Raw genomic sequence first — 19041 nt, 5'->3', positions numbered from 1 at the left:
AATGGACATCCACGAATATGTGGTGTTGTTGACCGACCGGAACTTGGTGGAGGTCGGCCAGCCGATCACCACCTGGACGAGCATCGAAATCGACCGCAAACACAACGAGCCGGCCGCCGGGCTCATCACGGTGCCAGCCGGCCCGGCGCTGCTGACCGACCTGTACACCCCGGGCCGACGTGCCGTGGTGCTGCGCGACGGCGAGTACTACGCGGCGGGGCCGATCGAGCGGCCGGCGGAGCCGTTCGCCTGGACCGCCGACTCCGACGGGCCGGACACCGGCGAGGTGACATTCGCGTTTGGCTCCGACCTAGCAGACATCGTGGCCAGGGTGTCGCTGCCGGACCCGACGCTGCTGCCGGAGGACCCGGCGCAGCCGGAGGCATGGACCCGCACCGCGATCGGCGAATCGGTGCTGCGGGACCTGGTGGACGCCAACTGCATCTCCACCTCGGCGGACACGGCCTACCGGCGGGTGCCGTCGCTGGCGCTCGGGACGCCCACGGGTGTTGGCGACCCTGTTGCCTTCCGGACGCGGTTTGAGCAGATGGGCGACGCGTTGCGCCGCGCCGCACTGGCCGCCGGTGGGCTGGTGTTCGACACGGTGCAGCAGGCCGGGCAGATCCACTTCGTTGTTCGTGCCCCGCTGAACCGCACGTCTGAGGTGCGCTACTCCCGGTCGGTGGGCAACCTGCGGGGCATCCACCTCGAGGGGGAAGCCCCGACGGTTTCCGACGCGATCGTCGGCGGCGGCGGGGAAGGCGCGGACCGGCTGATCATCCGCCGCGTCAACGACGCGGCCCGTCAGTGGGGCACCTCAGAGCAGTTCATCGACCAACGCCAAACCTCCGAGCTTGTGGAGCTACAGCAGGCCGGCGACGAAGCCCTAGCTGAGGGTGCCGAAAAAGCGAAACTCATGGTCGTGGTGGTCGCCGGTTCAGGGCAGCCCACGCCCAACATCGGCGACCTTGTCACCGTCGAACTGTGGCCGGGTACGGAACTGGCCGAGGAGGTACGCGGTGATCATCTTGAGGTCGACGCGGGCGGTGAGCTGCACACCCTGCTCGTCGGCTCCGAGGAGGCCAGCCCCGACCCGGAGTGGATCCACGAGGTGCGACGCATCACCCGTTCCCTAGCCCGTTTGGAGACCATCTGATGGCCCAGACCTCATACCCGTTGCCACCCAGCCGGATCATCACTGACCGGGAATACGAGACGTTGATGACCCCGGCATTCGTGGATGGGTGGCAGGCCACGCGCGGGGACCTGCCGCTCTTCTACGCCAATGGCACGGGCCTATTCATTCTGGTGCGGGCCGGCAAGGTCTGCCACCTACGGGGTTTCGCGTGGGAGTCCAGGGACGACGAGTTCGCGGTGCCCGTCGACGCCAACGACTCCGGACAAACGCGGGTGGATCTGGTGGTGCTGCGGCTGACCCGCTCTGCCTACACGCTGACCATCGAGGTACGCGCCGGGGTGCCCGGAACAGGAGTCCCACCGGCCCCGGTGCAGCAGTACACCGACCCTGGGGTGTTCGAGATGGTGCTGGGCACGGTGACGGTGCCACACAACGCAACCACCATCTCCGCCGCTCAGGCGGTGTCCACCGCATGGCTGGTTGACGATGACGGCAACATCAGCGCGTACTCCGGGAACCCGCCGCCTGCTGTGGTGGGCCGCACGTACTGGGAGATCGACACCTCGCGGCTGATGCTGTGCACCGGCACCACGTGGATCGTGCACTACGAAGACACCGGTTGGGTCAACTGCACGCCCTTCGTCCACGGCCCCTCCGCGAGCGGATGGCAGACCGCGACGAACGGCTTCGCGCGGGCCCGCCGACTCAACGGCATTGTCACCGTGCAGATCAGGCTGTACCGCTACGGCACCGACGTGCCTCAAGGGATCTCGGCGACCTGTTGTGATCTACCACCCTCGCCAGCGCCCTTACAGGGGTTCGCGCCCCGAGACCTGATGGTCATCGCCAGCGGCGTCAACGGCTATGAGGGTACGCCGGCGAGGTTCGAGGTGCATACCGACGGCGACGTGGCGGTCGGCGCCGACGGCGGCATCCCACCGGGCCGGGAGATCGCGGTCACGGTCTCCTACCCGGTCACCTAGCAGGCGAACGTCTCGTCTACCACAACACCAAAAGGGGGGCTGCGCATGGCGCGGTACTGGTTCGGCGGTGGGCCTGCCGATTGGACGTTTGACGGGGTGAGCGCGGACTCGGTGCCGGATCTTGCCCAGTTGCAGGGCGGACTTGTGTGCACGTTCTGGAACGCCGAGACCGGGGGTACCCAGTACACCGATCTGCTGGACCCCCACGGCCAGCCGACCTTGCAGATCCTCAGTGAGGACGGCAGCGGGCTGCGTTCCAAGGGGCAGATACCGGCGTTTCGAGGGCCCGATGGGGTCACGCAGATGTGGGCCGAGTGTGACGGCGGTCCGCGGGTGCTGATGGTCACCACCGACGCGGCCGATGTGGTGGCGGTGCCGCGCACGCTCCTGCCGCCGCTGTCGCAGATCGGCGACGTGATCGTGGGGGCCGGTCGGCACCGGCTGTACAACGACACCGGCTACGACCTGCTCATCTCCGGTGTTCGGGCGAGCGTCGGTACGCCGCCGACTGGCAGTGTGTCGATACGCGTCGACGTGAACCGCAACGGCACCACGATTTTCTCGAATCAGTCTGCGCGGCCCGCGATTACCGACGGGCAGAGCACGTCCGGACTCGTGACCGCTATCGACGTGGTGACCTGGGATGTCGGGGACTACCTCACGGTGGATGTTGACTCGGTCGGGTCCACTACTGCCGGTGCTGACCTGACGGTGCAGATCGCGGTGGAGAAGGCATGACCCGGTACACCAACACCTTCGAGACGGGACTGCCGGCGGGGACGACGATCACCACCGGTAACTCGGGGGAAGCGGAGGCGGGGAACCCGTTCACGTTGTCCACCGACTCGGCTGGGTCAACGTGCGTGTATTCCGATGTGGGCGCGCGTGGCCTGCTGTGCATGTCCTTTGGTGTGCAGTCGCCGGCCGGGCCGTCGCGGCGCGGTTGGGCGGTCAACCCGTTGGCGGTGTCGAACGTCCAGTACTACCGCCTGTACGTGGACCCAGGCACCATCACCGGCACTCTGTCGGTGCTGCGCGGGATGAACACCGGCAGCACGGCGCAGCGATTCCGCCTCACGGTGTCGGCCGACGGCATCGTCACCATGATCAACAAATCGAATGTGGCGGTCTGGACCAGTGCTGCGCTTGCCGCTGGTACCTGGTGGCGTATCGAGGCATCCGTGGAAGGGTTCGACGCGCGTCCGTTCCAGGTACGCATCTTCGCTGGTGATGCGATCACGTCGACGCAGGACTCCGGGGTGATCACCGGGGATTTCGGTGGGCCCATCACGGAGGTGTGGTTCGGGCAGACTAACGCCGCGTTCGGTGTGGCCGGCGCGTTGGATGATCTCGGCTACTCCGACGAGGGGTGGCTTGGGCCCGCGGCGCTCATGCCGACGGTGCTTTTCAGTTGGGCGGGGGCGCTTACCGACCACACCGCAACCGTCACGTACGCGCTACAGAATGCTTCGTCGGTGAGACTGGTGGTGTCGCAGACCCCCACTCTCACCTCGCCCGTGCACTCAGCGGACACGGCCGTGGACGCAGACGGGTTCGCCAAGGTCACCGTCTCCGGGCTCGACCCGGACACCACCCACTGGTACGGCCTCGAGGCCGACGGGATGCTCCTGGACACCGGGCGGGGATTGTTCACCACCGACCCGACGCCCGGCACCGTCGCGAGTTTTTCGGTCGCGTTCGGTAGCTGCAACCAAACCAACTCCACCGCGGCCACGTTCGCCCAGATCGCCGCCCGGCAGGGACCGTTCGGGCTCGCACGGCGGATCCTGCATGAGGGGGACCTGCACTACCGCGATCCCGGCGCGGGGTTCTCGACCGCCGAGGCCCTGGCGCAGTACCGCACGTCGATGTCCCAACCGACCATGCAGACCATGACGGCCGCCGTGCCCATGGTCTACGTCTGGGACAACCACGATTGGGGCGGCACCGACAGCGACAGCACCTCTCCCGCCGGCCCGGTGAACGCGGCAGCCTACCGGCAGGTTGTTCCCCACTACCCGCTTGCCACAGCAGGATCCACGGCCATCTACCAGTCGATGGTCATCGGACGCATAAGGTTCATCGTGCTGGACACACGTTCGCAGCGCACACCCCGAACCGACCCGGAGAGCGCCAGCAAGACGCTACTCGGGGCCGAGCAGAAGGCGTGGCTCTACGACCAGCTCCTCCAACCGGAACCCGTCAAGATCATCGTGTCGGGAATCTACTGGCGGCACGACTCCGCCGACGGCGACCGGTGGGGCAGCTACGCCACCGAGTTCCAGGAGATCCAGCAATGGATCACCGCTCGCCCTCAGGTGCAGGCGTACGTGATCTTCGGTGACCGGCACGCCCTGGCCGCCGACGACGGCTCGTCACCTGGTTGTTTTCTGCCACAGGCCGGAGGTGCCCCCTTTGACCAGGGCTCTACGCAGCAATTCGAGCTGTGGAGTCACGGCTACTGGGCGGGCACGCCGAACACCAACCTGATGGCGTTCGGCTGGTTGGACATCCACGACAACGGCGCATCCATCACCATCACGTACTCCGGCGTCTCCGCGTCCGACGGCCAGGTCCGCGTGTCCATGAGCACACCGTTTACCGCCGCTCCGCCGCTCAAAGCCATCTGGGGCTTCCCCCTCTGACCCCTAACCACCACGTCCACGTCAAGGCCGCCACCCCGAAACTACTGGGTTGAGCGGCCTTGAATTCCGTCTGCACCAACACAAGGGAGCACGATGAAAATTATCAGCCGTTCACAGTGGGGCGCGGTTCCAGCCCGCAGCGTTCAAAAGGTGACCGCATCGCACCGACGCCGGTTCGTGGTCCACTACTCGGCCGCGAGCCCGGACCAAACCCCCAAGGCCATCCAGACCTACCACATGCACACGCGTGGCTGGTCAGACATCGGGTACAACTTTTTGATCAATGCCGACGGGGATATTATCGAGGGGCGCGGGTGGGATGTGCTGGGCGCGCACGCCTCCGGATACAACACCGAGTCGATTGGCGTCTGCTTCATCGGGCGGGACCGAGACGCCGGACCGAACGTCCTCGCTGCGGTGCGATGGCTGTATGACGAGGCGTGCCGGCGTGCCGGCCGCACGCTGACGCGCACTGGGCATCGGGACATCGGCGCGACCGCCTGCCCCGGCGACGAGCTTTACGCTTGGCTGCGCGCGGGAATGCCCGTCGACGGGCCGCCGTCGCCGTCGCCGTCGCGTCCGGCACCGGGCCCGGCCGTGCCGTTCCCTCTGCCTAGCGGCTACTACTTCGGCCCACGTAACGGCGGGGACCGGTCGGTGTCGGGCTACTACCGGCGCACCTTCAAGGGCAAGGTGGACCGCACGTGGCTCGCCCAGTGGGCCGGGCAGCTCGTACGCCGAGGCTGGCCAGCAGGCAAGGGAGAACGGTATCTGCGCCGGTCCGGCCGCGACGGCATCTACGGCCCGGAGTACCAGGAGTTGATCAAGGCGTTTCAGAGAGATCAGGGTCTGCGCGTGGACGGGCTGTTGGGCGTGCAGACCTGGGACGCCGCCTACCGCAACCCCATCACATAGCCGGCGCGGCGCGGCGGGGACTGCTTCCCCCGCCGCGCACCGGATGACTGGGTCAGAGGACGCGGCGTAGTTCGCTCACTGCGATCTCCACGGGTCCCCGCGAGTTGATGATCTCCCGGTGCTTCCTGGTGGCCACGTGCACTGCGACCTGCTGTGCGTTGGAGCGCCCGGCAAGCTGGGTTCCCCCGACGATCCTGGTTACCTGGTCGATGGGGCCGCTGCTGTTACTGGCTACGGTGGTGACAACGAACTTCATCTTCGGGTCCTCTCGGCAAGTGGTGGGGCCCGTGTCCGGTGAGGTTCCAGCTCCCGCCCGGATGGTGGCCGTACTGCTACTGACAGCTTCCGATATTGCTGGTGTCGCCTCGCAGTGCCCCCGGGGCGGTAGCCGCCCCGGGGGCACTGTGCTAGTGACCGAGCGCGTTGCGACTCCCGTCCGAAGTTGTGCGCTGGCCGATGTCCGCGCGCTGCCCGGCCCTTCGGCCTGCCTCTTCGCCGTGGGCGGAGCGCCCACGCGCCAGAGTGCGGGAGCGCTTCAATCGCGGGTACACCGCCTTCGCCCGCTCTTCTACTGCGGCGGCACGTCGACGTAGCACCGGAACAAGATCCGTTCCGGTACTCGCAACCGAGTCAGTTGCCTGCTTCTCGATCGCCTCCAGCCGCCCATACACGGCTGCCGCGAAGTAGAAGATGAAGTCCTTTTTCCACTTTCTCAGGTCGGGCCCTTTCACGCTCTCGGGCTGGCTTCCCGCCATCGCACCTACACACTGGACCATGAGGGAGGTGAAGAGCATGTCAGCCCGTTCGATGCTGCTGGCCGGGCCGAACAAATGCATTTCGCATTCGGTCCGCACTCGGCCTCGGATCTGGACCTGCTTGATTCCCAGCGGTTTCGTGACACTCGACAGAATCGCTATCATGTCCGATAGGTACTGGCCTTTTAGCGGCATCTTGTAGTCGATGATGGGGTCTGATTCCGCCCTCCTGGTATCTGCGGCCAGAGCCGCTTCGATGCCGTGTCGGGCCATCAGCTCCATTGCCTTCGTGGTCATGTTTTCCGCCGCTTCGGGCGGGGTCGCAGGGTCCTGTGCTTGTGCCAATAGAGCGCGGACCTTGCGCAGGTAGTCTTCGCGACTCAGTTTCATGGTCTGCTCGCCCTCCTTGGGGGTTGGGGCGGGGGGTCCAGCTCCCCTCGCTGCAACAGGACCCACATTACCGAGCCCGATAGAAAGATTCAAGGAGTATTTGGAGATTTTTAAGTGGGCTGGTTTTGGGGGAGGGTCGCCCCTTAGCGATGGGGGACCCGCTCACCTGAACCTTGTTGACCGACCATCCGGCTAGGCCCGAAAACCCACATAAGGTACGCACTTGCGCAGAAACACACAACGATTACCCCCGGGCGGGCTCGGCCGTAGAGCGCACTCCTTGCCGGACCCTTACCGGTGGCATCCGGGGGGCTGCCCGGGGTAACGTCTGGCACTCGACTTGTAAGCTCGCGTTCGTAGATATTAATCGAACCCCTACGCCCCACCCCGGAAAACACTTGCGAGGCAGACCCGACTCACCACATCGCGCACACCGAATGACTTCACTCTGAGGCAACCGGGCGGCGACGGCGCGAGAGCTGTTGAGGGCTGCGCGGGGCTTGCCACGCCCTCCAGGCACTCTCGCACCGTCGCCGTTCCCTCCGCCCCACGCGGGACCAGTCGCGCGGTCGCGTGGGAGAGGGCCCGACGGGGGTCGGGCCGCCTGAAGCGGCCCGGCCCCCGTCCTCCGGTCTGCCGACGGGAAGCAGCCCTTACACCTCGGCCGCCGTAGCGCCACGGGGAAGCGCACGACACACCGTGGATGGGGTGAACCTCTACGCCGACAGGGGGTAAGACCTGTGGGCACAAGCTAGAGCTGTTGGTGTGTGCGTAAAACGCCGACGATGCCGGCCAGTAACGACGCGCGGCCGGTGAGGGTTGCTTAAGGCCGCCCGCGAAGACAATACCCAACCGTAGAACACACCAACCATCCCCCGGATTGCCCAACGATGAAGTCCGATGCGATCTACCGCGTGACCATACGCTAAGAGTAGTCGCGCGGATACTCCCCGTCCGAGACTTCCTCTTTGGATGCATTCGGTTGCTGCGGGGTCCACTGGTGAGGGCCCACCGTAGCGGCGGGCCCTCACCAGGCGTCAGGCCCTACACAGGCAAGCGGCGTGAATCCCATAGGTGCGAGCGGTTTCCCCCTCCAACAGGGTGTTGTCCAGCCCACACCGCCCGGTGCGCAGCCCGTACGCCCGCATAGCGGTGACCGGGTCCCTCGACAGGGCTTCCACGATCTCCTTCTTCTTCGCCCGGTAGGCGACTGCTGGCCCCGGTGCGCCGTCTGGCCCAGTGGGCCGAACGGCAATACCGGTATTGCCCGCGACCGTGCGCCGTTCGATGCAGTAGATACCACCCTCTAGCCCAAACTGCCCGTCACGGAGGACATACCACCCGTCGGGGAGGCGGGGGGACTCGTCGTCCAACGGGCGACGCTGCCGACACTCATCGGCCATCACCATTAGTTCCGCGATCGCCAGATCAAGCTCCAACGCCCGGCGGGCGGGCGAGTGGGTGTCGGCGATAGTGCCGTCAACTTCCTCCTTATCGACCGAGAGGCGCGGCGCTAACCCGTGGATGAGGTCGTGGACATAGGCGCGCTGGTCGTCCGTCGCCGGAGGGAGGCCGGCTATCTGGCCGGTCGGCCGCTCGGCCTTCTCGGCCTTCGCCGGGGGGTTCTTCTCCGGGGGTTGCTGCTTCCCGGTTCTCGGCTTCTCAACCGAAACCGGTTTTCCCGACATGACGTAGTCCCGGACCTTCCGCGAGTGCACAGCGATAACTTCCATGGGCTTGCCAGCGCCTAAAGCCGCATTGTGATCCGCTAGCAGATCGGCGAGGTCCATCCGCTGTTCCCCTCTCGTTCGGGTCGGGGTCCAGCTCCCCAACCACAACCCAAACACTACCGGGACAGCTAGAATCATACAAGGGTTGTTTCTCGGGTTTTTTATGGCCTGCAAGTTGGTCGTGCGGCGCGGTCCAGCCGGAGCATGGCCGGGGGTGACGGGGCCCCTGGGGGGCGCGAACCAGCCCAACGGATCAGGTCCCGTCACCCCTTCTACGTTCCGTCGAGTTGTGGCGTTGGCAGCTCAGTCCTGCTCAATGACCGGCAGCGTTGCCTGAACGGCCACGCGCACGGCGTCCAGCTTTTTCCTAGCCTCATCGCGCTCACGCTCGGCGCTTTCGGCACGCGCCTTCCACCGGTCACGGGACAAAGACAACTCCTCCACCAACTCCAAATAGGTGTCGATCCTCCGTTCCTGCTCCGGGTCCACGGCGCCCGCTACCGACTGTGCGGGAGGCTGCGGATCAACGGCACTTGCCACCGACCCCTGTGCAGGAGGCTGCGGCTCCACGCCGGTTTCCTGTAGCCGCCGTCGCAGCGTCGCCGGGTTCAGGCCCAGACGCTTAGCCGCCGCGGCCCGGCTGATACCCGGCTCCTGGTCACGCAGTTTGAGGTATGCCGCGCGGGTCTTCTGCGGACTGTCGCGGTTGCGGGACTGCCGTGTCCGGCCGGTTGCTTCGAGCCGGCGGGACAGTGTGGTCGGCTGAATCTTCAACCGGTTCGCGGCCTCAACGATGCCGAGCTGCCGCCCCTGCTTCCATTCGGCTTCGACCAGCGCGTCAAACTGCGCTCGGGTTTCTACCGCTCGTGCCTCAAACGAGGTCTGTTTGTCGCCCACGGGTGGCTCCTCTGGGGGGTGGGGGGTGGACGCCACGATATCCCCGGCGCTGGCGATTCGCTCGCCGTTGGCGTGCTCCCGGGACAGGTGTTCCTCGACCGCACTGGTTGACGGAAACACCCTGTTGCATCGGTTGCAGGACAGCCAGGTCACGGTTCGTGACCCGTCTTGGCCAGCCGATACGTCGATAGTCACTGCGATGAAGTTGGCGGCGACGATGCGCTTGTCGCCGGGGCGGCTCGTGTGCGCGTCCTGAAGGTCACGCACCGCGTATGGGCCGATCCGAAGCTTGTCCTTGTCGAATTGCAGCCCCAACAGTTCGAGCTTCTTCGACTTCGAGATGGTTGTCAGTGTCACGATCGTCCTTTCGTGGACAGCCGCTGACGCGGCCTCCCTTGGCTCACGCCCGGACGACGGGTGCACCCGCGCGGTTTGGTGCGCGTGAGCGATGAATGGACAGGGGGCGCACTAGGGGCGAGCATCGCTCCATTCCTCCACGGACGTACGACGAAACCGCGCGGACTCAACGCGGTGGTTTGCGGCGAGGTTCCAGCTCCTCTCCGCCCTCCGAGGTTATCTAGACCATGTAGAAGTTGTCTAGCACTATTTGACAATTTTTGGTGGGCTCTAAGCCGCCTTTACGGGAGCCGCCTCGCACTGACGCCAAACCTTAAACGGAAAGCCTCACGCGCGCTCCCCGAAGTGCTCCAACCTCTTAGCGCCCATCCCTCGAAGGCGACGCGTGAGACTCCACGCGCGACGGAAATCCCACACTAGCAAGCCACGTAAAAACTCAGAAGGGTCCCTTGACACCTTCTAGATGGCCGCTTAGTGTGGTGGTGGCGGGTCGAGGGCCCCCGGTAGCGGCCCAGCAGGACTGCTGCCGGGGGATCGACAACCCGTGTGGATACAGCGCGGGCTGTCGATCCGCCCGCCAAACCCGAGGGGAGAGGCCGGGGGCGCGGTAGAGGGGCAATCCCCCGCGCCCCCGGCGACCTCCCGCACATGCCCTCCCGGGGCGGGGAGCTGGAACCCCTCACCCGGGCAAACCGAGAGGACAGCACAACCATGATCTTTCTCGCCTGCCATGAAGACGCCGCCGCATGGCGCGTGGCGTTCGCCGAGGATCTGCCCGGTTCCCGATCCGCCCTTATCCATGTCACCGCTACGAGCGCGGTCTACGCGCTCCGGCGTAGGTGGCTGGTCGAGGTACCGCCCTGCGGTGATGTCGTGGTCATCGCGGTCTGCACGTCGGGGCAGTCGCAGCGGTTCGCCGGGTTTGGTTGCACCGATCTGGGGCTGCGGCTCGGCGGTGTCATCGCTGACGCCATCCGGCGGACCACCACTGTCGAGTCCACGCGGTGGGCCGCATGAGGCCCACCGTCGTCCGGCCGGCTCCGCCGCGCCTCACCCCGCTACGGGATGTCGTCTACGCGCGGGACATGCGCGGCCGACGCGTCCGTATCGGCGCAGTCTCCACTGACGGGGTGTGGGCTTATCACCGCGTCGATGATGTGAACACGCTGTGGGAGGTGATGGTTATCCCCACCGGCCAACCGGTCCCGCTGATGTGGAGCACACTGCGAGACGCACGCACCTGGACCGGCAGCGGTGACGCGCTCGCCAAGGTTCGCGACGGGACCGCGGCCGTGGCCGCCGACGGCGCATCCGAACACCGCACTGAGGCACGGGCGCTGATGGGGGTCCTCGACGGGCTGCTGTCCGGCCACCTCGTGATGGCCGAGCCCCTACGGCGCTGCGGGCAGTGTCGCGGGCTGCTCACCGAGACGCCCGACGGGTGGCGGCACGCTGCGGTCTGCCGCCCCGGGTGCTGGGCTCCCGCCGACGGGCTGCCAGTGCAGCCGTGCCTCACACCCGAACGGCACACCTACTGCGCTGATCTGTGGGTGCAGCCCTGCGCCCACGGCCGATGCGCCGAACCCGCCGACCCGGGCGGGCAATGCGACCACGCCGAGGAAGGGTTCTGCTGTGGCTGCTGCCGCCGGGACGAGGCGGGACGGCCATGATCGCGCTATGCCGTGATGGGCCCAGGAAGAGCGCACGATCGCCTTAGCTGTAGAGCGTGGCCTGTGACCTGGTCAGTGCCTTTGAGACACTGACCAGCCGCGAGGAGCCCAACTGGGGCGTTGGGCTCCTCGTGCTGATCCTGTTGCTCAACGTGAGCGGTCACTCACGTAAGCAGTAACAGTGTGGGGGCGTCGTTGCTAGTTGGCAGCGGCGTTCCCATCCAAAACCGATTATACCTGGTTGCCTTCTGTTGAGGCTCGGGCGTCATCCCTCCTAGGGAGTCCACGTGCCCGGGTCACAAGGGCGTGTTGGGTGTCCGGTTACGCTCCGGGCAGGGCCACGGCACACCACACACGCACCGCTTGGGGAGCCACGACCACACCCACGGGCGTGTCCTCGGCCGATGCCATGAGGGCTCCCCGCTCACTACTTACCCGGCTTGTCGTCGGCGGGCTTCAGGCGGGGCCCCCATGGGGGCAGTTCGACATTTCCACTGTGATGCATGGCGTGCTCGTCCTCTCCGGATGGATCAACTGCTGACTCGCCCTCTCGGATGGGCACCTTCGACCCTGCCAGGGGGCTGGCCGGCACGCGAACCGCACTTTGGGCGACACTGTGTGGACACCTCGGAAAGGTCACCGACGATGCCTGGTAATGACGTGCTCAGGGATGCTCTGATTGCGGCACAGTTGACCTACACGCAGGTCGCTGATCGGACGGGAGTGGACGAGAAAACCGTGGGCCGGTGGGTGACCGAGGGTCGGGTACCTCATCAGCCCACGCGTCTGGCCGTCGCGAAGCTGCTCGGAGAGGACCCGGAAATGCTCTGGTCCGAGGCGGTACGTCGCCGGTTCAAAACCGGCACCGACCGCGAGTTGGTCGAGATGTACGTACGGCGGGCCGACCTGCCCCGCCACTTCTGGCGGGACATGATCACCTCTGCGCGTCGGCGGATCTTGTTCGGCGGGTACACGTCGTACTTCATCTTTGTTGACGCGCCTCAGGCCCGCGCGCAGCTAGCGGCTAAGGCTGGTGCGGGGATAGACGTCCGGTGGCTGTTGGGCGACCCCGACTCGGCGGTCACCCGGGCGCGTGATGACGTCGAGGCCCACCCGCTCAAGTTGGCGACCCGTATCCAGATGACGCGGATGGAGATCGCCAAGTCGGGGGCCGCTGATCTGATGCCCGTGCGGTTGTCCGATCGGCACATCGCCACGTCGGTGTGGGTCTTCGATGATGAGGCGGTGCTGGCCACGCATATCGGTGCGGGGTTGGGCCACGACTCGCTGACCCAGCACTTCAGGCGACGTGAGGAGGGCGGGCCGTTTGATCGACTCCTGGAGCATTTCGAGTCGCTATGGGACGACGCCCGTCCTGCGGAACCGGAGACCGACGCTTAACTAGGCCATACAAAAATCATGAAGTAACCTTTGTCGCTTTCTTTGGGGCTAGTTACTGCGGCCCAGGCGTCCCGAACTCCCACACACAAGGCGAGCTGGCAGGTCTCTGCCCTGGAAGCACTGATCAACCGTGAGGATCCCACCCTTACGGCTGGGATCCTCACGCTCACCTTGTTGCCTGTTGTGAGCTGGAACTCACAACGGCAGTAACCTCAACTGAGAAGGCATCACAAGGGTTACTTGACGAGGTCAACTCTCTGGGAGTGCCACGAGGGCGTGCACGTTGGCGACACGGCCGCCTTCGCGGACCTTGAGGACCAGGGCCACGCGGAGGCGAAGGGGGGTCTATCCCGCCTCTGCATCGGAATGCGCCTCACCCTGAAGACAGCACGCACGAAACAGCGCCCCCGGGTCACCGGGGGCGCTGTTTCGTGTTGAAGGCACGCGCCGCCGGCGGCACCCCCCTCCATCCGAAACCCGCTAGAACTTATCAAGCATAGTTTGACTATTTTTAGGGTCCGCGTTATCCTTGAGGGACTTGAGTCGGGCAGGGCCCCGGGGAGCTGGAAGTCCGGAGGGTCAGCCGGCTCGAGATGCCCCGAGAGGACGCACCCGGCACGTGAAGCCGGGGACTGCCAGCCCACCCCGCAACGTAGGCGGGCTGCTGCGCCCCTCTCACTACCCGAGAGAGCGAGCGAGGACTTTTCGTGGCCACCGAGCAGAAGGAGTCCAGAGGACCGAACCTTGCCCACGTAGAGCAGGCCCTGAGGTTGGCGGGCTGGACGACACGGTTCATTCCGGCCCGCGCCGACTGCACGGGCCGCTGGAATTTCGAGGCCCGCAAAGGGCTGGCGCGGGTAGAGATTCCACGCGGCGAGGGGGGCAGGTACGCCCCCGTGGTCCAGCGTCTCACCCCCAGCGGTGAGACCGAGTGGGCGTCATTGTTCACCCCGCAGGCACCCGTGCGGGCGCTGTTGCAGATGGCCTTCACCGCCGCCGGCTGACGCGGTGCGGGGCACCCCCGGTACGAGGCCGGGGACGCCCCGCACCTGCACCACCCGACACGGCCGGCAGAAAGTGGGTAACTCACATTGATGCTTTCTACGCGACCGCGTATCGTCAAGGTCAAGATGTACTTTGACCAGGTGGACGCGGGTGAACACCCGCGTACCGCAGACCGAGGAGGTGACCGCATGGCCAGCGAACCCGCAGCGGCCAGGGCCGCCGGCAAGGGCAAAACCCGGATGGACGAGCTACGGGCTATCCCCGGCCCGTGGAGCTGCCGCACGATCTCCACGGTTTTCGGCGTGGCCATGCAGACCGTGTGGGTGTGGGTGCACGGGGGCCGCAAGGCCCGCGACGAGAAGATCGCCCACCACTACGACGTCACGCTCGACACCGTGCGGCACTGGCGCAAGGAAAACAACGGGCAAACCTGGCGCGACATGGCCGCCCAAGTCGATCTCAACGGTGTAGGCGTTGGCCATCACATGCTGCCCGAGGCCACCGCGAAACTGGGCGGCAGCGATGGATGGGAACCCGACACGATCCTCAAGTGGGGCCTGACCGAGTGGGATGACACCGGTCGGACCCGTCTGGATGCCACCGGGCAGACACACCAGCTAAGCCCAACGGGACGGCCGCGGGGAAGCGCCGACATTAAACCGAGGGGGGTCCGTTACGACCGGGACAAGGTCCGGCAAGCGGTAGTCACCATCTACCGGGCGTTGGTGTCCCAGGAGTTCACCGACACGGCGGCGCGCGGTGCCGTCGCCGAACAACTCGGCCTCAGCCGCAAACAGGTATCGCGGCACCTCACCGCCGCCCGGCAGCTTCCCGAGGAGTACGGCGACATCCCGCAGGGCTCCTCCAAGCGTGGCCCACACCGCGCTAAGGACAACGTGCCGACAGCGGTCACGCCCCGCACGTCGCTAAGGGGGAATGTCATCGAGTAAACGAAACCCGCCCCCCGATGCACCCGGACAAAGGCTGGAAACCGAGAACGGTGCGCGGAGGGCGGATCTTCCGAGAGGACGAGCACGCCCCAACTGCCACGGAGGTGGAGGTCGGTAACTGCCTCGCCTCGCAACACCCCTCACGGGATGTCACACGCCCACGGTAGCAACGCTGCGAGCGAACTGTCTAACGCGCCCCGTGTGCTGCGCGTCCCACAAGACCCAAACCGAAAGGGATTTTGTGACGCAAACCCCTCGGGCCCGATACCCCAAACGGGCCCTACTACCCACCCCCGGGAAGCTACGCGCCCGCAAACCCGCCGGCCGTCGGCTCCATCTGCCGGCCACCACCCCGAACCCGGCCCTTATGGCGCAACTACGTGGCCGGTACGCGGGCCCACTCGAGCCCGCCGAGCAGTGGCAGTACGCGAAGGATCTGGCGGGGGGACGCACCGTCATGCCCACCGACTACCGGGCCAACCCCGGTGATCTCGTCGCGTTGATGGCCCACGCCATCGCGCTGGACATCCCCTTACCGGTGGCGTGGACACACCTACACTTCAACGCCGACGGCAAGGGCGGCATGAGCGGCATCCTGATGTATGGGCTGCTAATCATCGCGGGCCACCGCGTGAACATTCTGCGCGCCGATGACCACGAGGTGTGCGCCCAGCTCGTCCGCGGTGACGGCCTTCCCGGCGGGCAGGCACGCTGGAGCATCCGGGAGGCGATGCGCGCCGACCTGCTGCTAACCACCAGGTGGCGACGCTACCCCGGCGACATGCTGTGGTGGCGGTGCCTGGCACGACTCGCCCGCCGATTCGCCCCAGACGTGGTGCTGGGCCTCGGCTACCTCCCCGAAGAGCTGGAAACCGGAGCCGTCGGCGAAGAAGATCCCACCGAACCCGCTGAGCCCACCGACGCCGTTGACGCCGACGGGAACCCCGTACCCCGCGCGGACGTGATGGCATTCCTCGCCGATGTCGACACCCTGTCCTGGGCCGACATCCGCCGGAAGATGAAGAAGGCGGTGGATCTGGGTCTTCACGGCCTGTACGCCGGGACCGTCGACTCGGTACCGCTCACCGTGCAGGACACGCTCATCAACGCCGGCAACCGCGCGGTCGCGGCCGAGGAAGCCCAGCGGGAGGCCGACACCCCACCCGGTGACGGGCTACCACCCACCGTCGGGGTACCCAACACACCCGTAGTCGACCTTGGACGCACGATCACGGGTATGGCCTGCCCGTGCCCGCTCGAACACGTCGTGAGCACCGGTAACCATCTGCCCGAGTGCGGCCAGTACCGGCCCCCGTTCGCTCCCAAGGGCGGCGAGCAGCGGTGATCGACCTCCTGACCGCCGACGCCGACCAGGTACGCGCCCTCGTCGCCACAGGGGTGTCCCAGGCGTTCATCGCCGAGACCACGCAACGCGCCCGGGACCCCCACCACCTGGGCCTGTCCTCGATCGGCGGGTGCACCCGCGCCGCCGCGTACGCGCTGGCCCGCGTCGACCCGTCGGACACCCCGCCCGTGGAGGAGGGCCGGCAAGCCAACCTTGGTGTCTGGAACCACGAGGGTCTGCTGCCCCGCCTGTCGGAGCAGATGGGCGGCGAGGTCGAGCTACCCGTGGTCCTGCACGCGGCCGGGGTCGCGATCACGGGCACCGCTGACCTGGTGCCGCCCGGCGCGGTAGTCGACCTCAAGACGGTCGGCGCGCACAAGTTGCAAACCATCCGCTACCACGTGTCGCCGTACCGTCGGCACCGGTTGCAGGTACTCGGCTACGTCCTCGCCGTCCAGCAGGGCGGGCGGCCGACCCGATGGGCAATCTGGATCTACATGGACCGATCCACCGGCGAGGTAGAGGTCATCGTGGAGGAGTTCACCGCCCGCGCCGCGCTCGAGGTCATCAACCGTATCGACGAGATCCGCCGATACGCCGAGCATGATCCTGACCTGGCCCCGGCTGAGGATCGCGGGCCGGGCCTGTCATTCACCTGCGACGCCTGTCCGTGGCTTCGCCGTTGCTGGGGCCCCGACGCGGTACCCGGCCAGGTCGGCGCCCAGACGTCGCTCGTAGCCGGCGCGATCCCACAGGTACATCTGCCGGACCCCCGTGCGGTGCAGGCACTGTCCTCCTACAAGGACGCCTCGGTCCGCAAGGGGGAGGCCGAACGTGACCAAAGGTTCTGGGGCTCGGTCATCGCGGGCCTTGATTACGGCGTGTACGGCGCGTGGAACCTGACCCGCGACCGCGATGCATACACGATGGATCAGGAGCAGGTTCGGCGAGAGTACGATGCTGGCCGACACAGCTGCGAGCCCCCGACACGCCGCAAACGGGGCGCGCTGCGGGTCACACTGATCGAGGCTAACGGCGCGAAGACCACGAGGGAGGTAGGGCCATGAACACCGTCGTGACCATCGAGGAACCGCGCACGCCGACGGCGTACAAAGGTGTTCCCCATAGCGTGGTCAATAGGTCTAGGATCATCGGCGACACGTCGCAACGTGAACAGCGTGTGTCGATGCTCAGAAGTATTCCGGCCCCCTCACCCGGGGGTGTAGGGGGCCGGAGAACGCACAGGATGTTCGGACTGTGGAGGAGGGATAAGGTCCAGGACTAAGCGGGAACTCAACCGGACCCCGAGGATTGGTCGCGCTTGACACACCTCGTGTTCGACACCTCTATCGAGCTTCCCTCTCCAATCGCACACTCAACACCGATTTTCAGCCGATAGCCTCCTGCGCGGGGCATGGACGAGCATAGCGGATGCACACGGGAAAGTGCACCCGGTAGCGCCATGCGCCACGTGCTACCGCACAGGGGGCCGGAAGGAACCCCCCCGATGCTCCCCGAAATGACCGTTAGGGGGCGGCGAGTCCGCCTACCTGTCCTGCTCGTGCTGTCTGCCCACCACTCCCCGAGCGATCTGTACCTGTTCGGCCTGGTCGACGTGATGACCGGCCGGCGCCGGGGCCCCGCCGTGGCCTCCCGCGGCTGGTACGCGGGACGGCTAGGCCTCTCCGAATCCGGCGTCGCCAAGTGCCTGGGACGACTCGCCCGCCCACACACCTCCACCAACGCCCTGGTACCCGACACCCCCGTCTTCATGATCTCCCGCCGGCGGGGCTGCAAGCTCACCGCCGAGCGGCAGGTAATCCCGGGCGTGCCCTACGTCGAGGTACCCGAATGGAGCATCGGCGACGATAGCACCGGCCCGCTAGTCTCTGCCCTGGCCTGGCGTCTCTACGCCCTGTGCATGTGGAAGCGGTGCCCCCAACGCGGCACCCTCGCCCTAGCCCGCCGCGAACTGGCCCAGTTGATCCGAGTCCGGCCCGACAGCGTGCCACGACTCGTTCGCGAACTCACCGACGCCGGCCTTGTCCTCACCCACGCCCGCCCCGGCAAGGAAACACTGATCCTGCCACTCGCCCGCCGGGTCACGCCGGCCCAGGCCGCTCGACTGTGGGAGGCCGTCCTGACCCCCGCAGAGCAGGACACGCCGGTCAGCGACGCACAACGCTGCGCCGAGGCCACCGAAGCGGCCGAGGCCGCGGGCACGACGCCTCCGGTCGAGGATCTCACCTCGGCACGGTCAGACGAACCGCCGACCTGTGGACAACCCGCCGGACCCGCCCCCCCTACGTGCACATCACCCCAGCCCCCCCAAGGCACAACACCCCGCCCCGATACGGGTACATCCACAAGAGACCCGCACTATGGGGGCCCGCACTATGAAGACCCCGCCCGCGTGCGCGCCGCCGGCCCCTCCGGGGCGGCGACGCCGGGCGATCCCGTGTCCGCCGACTACGCCGAGGTCTGGCCAGAGGCAACAGGGGTGACGCTTGCACGAGCGGTCCTGTCCGACATCACCGCTCGCCGGCAACGCGAACGCGCCAACCAGAAGCCGTCTCGCGCTATCGGCAAGTCCGGGGTGTGGTGGGACGACCCCCAGCAACGAGAATCCGCGCTAGCGGACGTAGGGTAGCCCCAAGTCGAGGAAGTACGCGCCAGCTCTGAACGCACGCTTACACCACAGGTATGAGCGTGCGTTCAGAGCTGGCGCACCAAGTTAAGGGCCTAGTACTTACGGATGAGACTAGTTAATCAGTTAACTAGTCTCATCCGTAAGTACTAGCTGAACGTTACGAAGACCTTGCGTATCTGTACCTTGCAATGTCGCTGACGACCTCACTGC

The 19041-nt window shown here is 66.5% G+C and carries 17 protein-coding genes; 13 read left to right on the top strand and 4 right to left on the bottom strand.

Features of this window, described 5'->3' with window-relative positions:
- Position 1 precedes the first annotated feature (1 nt).
- From AC1UKG_RS24485 to AC1UKG_RS24465, 5 genes are all read left to right on the top strand, one after another.
- On the top strand, positions 2–1156 hold the full coding sequence (locus AC1UKG_RS24485) for a Gp37-like protein (RefSeq protein WP_475890719.1): 1155 nt from the start codon (positions 2–4) through the stop codon (positions 1154–1156).
- Positions 1156–2121: a hypothetical protein gene (locus AC1UKG_RS24480; RefSeq protein ID WP_482641997.1), complete on the top strand. Its 966-nt coding sequence runs from the start codon at positions 1156–1158 to the stop codon at positions 2119–2121. The genes AC1UKG_RS24485 and AC1UKG_RS24480 overlap by 1 nt, the downstream gene beginning before the upstream one ends.
- Positions 2122–2166: 45 nt before the next feature.
- Entirely contained in the window at positions 2167–2859 is a 693-nt protein-coding gene (locus tag AC1UKG_RS24475) for a hypothetical protein (protein ID WP_475890716.1), read from the top strand.
- Positions 2856–4766: an alkaline phosphatase D family protein gene (locus AC1UKG_RS24470; RefSeq protein ID WP_482641998.1), complete on the top strand. Its 1911-nt coding sequence runs from the start codon at positions 2856–2858 to the stop codon at positions 4764–4766. Before AC1UKG_RS24475 ends, AC1UKG_RS24470 begins: the two co-directional genes overlap by 4 nt.
- 93 nt (positions 4767–4859) lie before the next feature.
- Entirely contained in the window at positions 4860–5681 is an 822-nt protein-coding gene (locus tag AC1UKG_RS24465) for a peptidoglycan-binding domain-containing protein (protein WP_482641999.1), read from the top strand.
- Between the two features lie 52 nt (positions 5682–5733).
- Here the strand turns inward: AC1UKG_RS24465 and AC1UKG_RS24460 are convergent, their stop codons facing one another.
- The 4 genes from AC1UKG_RS24460 to AC1UKG_RS24445 all read right to left on the bottom strand — a co-directional run bounded on the left by AC1UKG_RS24460 (position 5734) and on the right by AC1UKG_RS24445 (position 9810).
- On the bottom strand, positions 5734–5937 hold the full coding sequence (locus AC1UKG_RS24460) for a hypothetical protein (RefSeq protein WP_482642000.1): 204 nt from the start codon (positions 5935–5937) through the stop codon (positions 5734–5736).
- A 151-nt stretch (positions 5938–6088) separates the two neighbouring features.
- Positions 6089–6826, bottom strand: coding sequence for a DUF2786 domain-containing protein (locus tag AC1UKG_RS24455; protein ID WP_482642001.1), 738 nt, complete (start codon positions 6824–6826; stop codon positions 6089–6091).
- Positions 6827–7863: 1037 nt separating this feature from the next.
- Entirely contained in the window at positions 7864–8616 is a 753-nt protein-coding gene (locus AC1UKG_RS24450) for a hypothetical protein (RefSeq protein WP_482642002.1), read from the bottom strand.
- Positions 8617–8859: 243 nt separating this feature from the next.
- Positions 8860–9810, bottom strand: a complete 951-nt coding sequence (locus AC1UKG_RS24445) for a hypothetical protein (RefSeq protein ID WP_482642003.1) — start codon at positions 9808–9810, stop codon at positions 8860–8862.
- A gap of 711 nt (positions 9811–10521) precedes the next feature.
- Here AC1UKG_RS24445 and AC1UKG_RS24440 point away from each other — a divergent pair.
- The 8 genes from AC1UKG_RS24440 to AC1UKG_RS24405 all read left to right on the top strand — a co-directional run bounded on the left by AC1UKG_RS24440 (position 10522) and on the right by AC1UKG_RS24405 (position 18831).
- A complete protein-coding gene (locus AC1UKG_RS24440; protein ID WP_482642004.1) occupies positions 10522–10827 on the top strand; it encodes a hypothetical protein in 306 nt (101 codons plus the stop codon).
- On the top strand, positions 10824–11480 hold the full coding sequence (locus AC1UKG_RS24435; protein WP_475890701.1) for a hypothetical protein: 657 nt from the start codon (positions 10824–10826) through the stop codon (positions 11478–11480). The genes AC1UKG_RS24440 and AC1UKG_RS24435 overlap by 4 nt, the downstream gene beginning before the upstream one ends.
- Before the next feature lie 645 nt (positions 11481–12125).
- The gene (locus AC1UKG_RS24430) at positions 12126–12881 is read left to right on the top strand and encodes a helix-turn-helix domain-containing protein (protein ID WP_475890699.1); all 756 of its coding nucleotides are present in this window, start codon (positions 12126–12128) and stop codon (positions 12879–12881) included.
- Between the two features lie 707 nt (positions 12882–13588).
- Positions 13589–13885, top strand: a complete 297-nt coding sequence (locus AC1UKG_RS24425; RefSeq protein WP_482642005.1) for a hypothetical protein — start codon at positions 13589–13591, stop codon at positions 13883–13885.
- Positions 13886–14074: 189 nt separating this feature from the next.
- On the top strand, positions 14075–14836 hold the full coding sequence (locus AC1UKG_RS24420; protein WP_482642006.1) for a hypothetical protein: 762 nt from the start codon (positions 14075–14077) through the stop codon (positions 14834–14836).
- Positions 14837–15077: 241 nt separating this feature from the next.
- Positions 15078–16181: a hypothetical protein gene (locus AC1UKG_RS24415; RefSeq protein WP_482642007.1), complete on the top strand. Its 1104-nt coding sequence runs from the start codon at positions 15078–15080 to the stop codon at positions 16179–16181.
- Positions 16178–17248: a CRISPR-associated protein Cas4 gene (locus AC1UKG_RS24410; RefSeq protein WP_482642008.1), complete on the top strand. Its 1071-nt coding sequence runs from the start codon at positions 16178–16180 to the stop codon at positions 17246–17248. Before AC1UKG_RS24415 ends, AC1UKG_RS24410 begins: the two co-directional genes overlap by 4 nt.
- Positions 17249–17700: 452 nt before the next feature.
- On the top strand, positions 17701–18831 hold the full coding sequence (locus AC1UKG_RS24405; protein ID WP_482642009.1) for a hypothetical protein: 1131 nt from the start codon (positions 17701–17703) through the stop codon (positions 18829–18831).
- The last annotated feature ends 210 nt before the right edge of the window (positions 18832–19041 follow it).

The organism is Salinispora sp. CH2A1_6, from assembly GCF_056820975.1.
The sequence above is the reverse complement of the archived record's forward strand: the minus strand, read 5'-3'. Positions and strand labels throughout refer to the sequence as shown.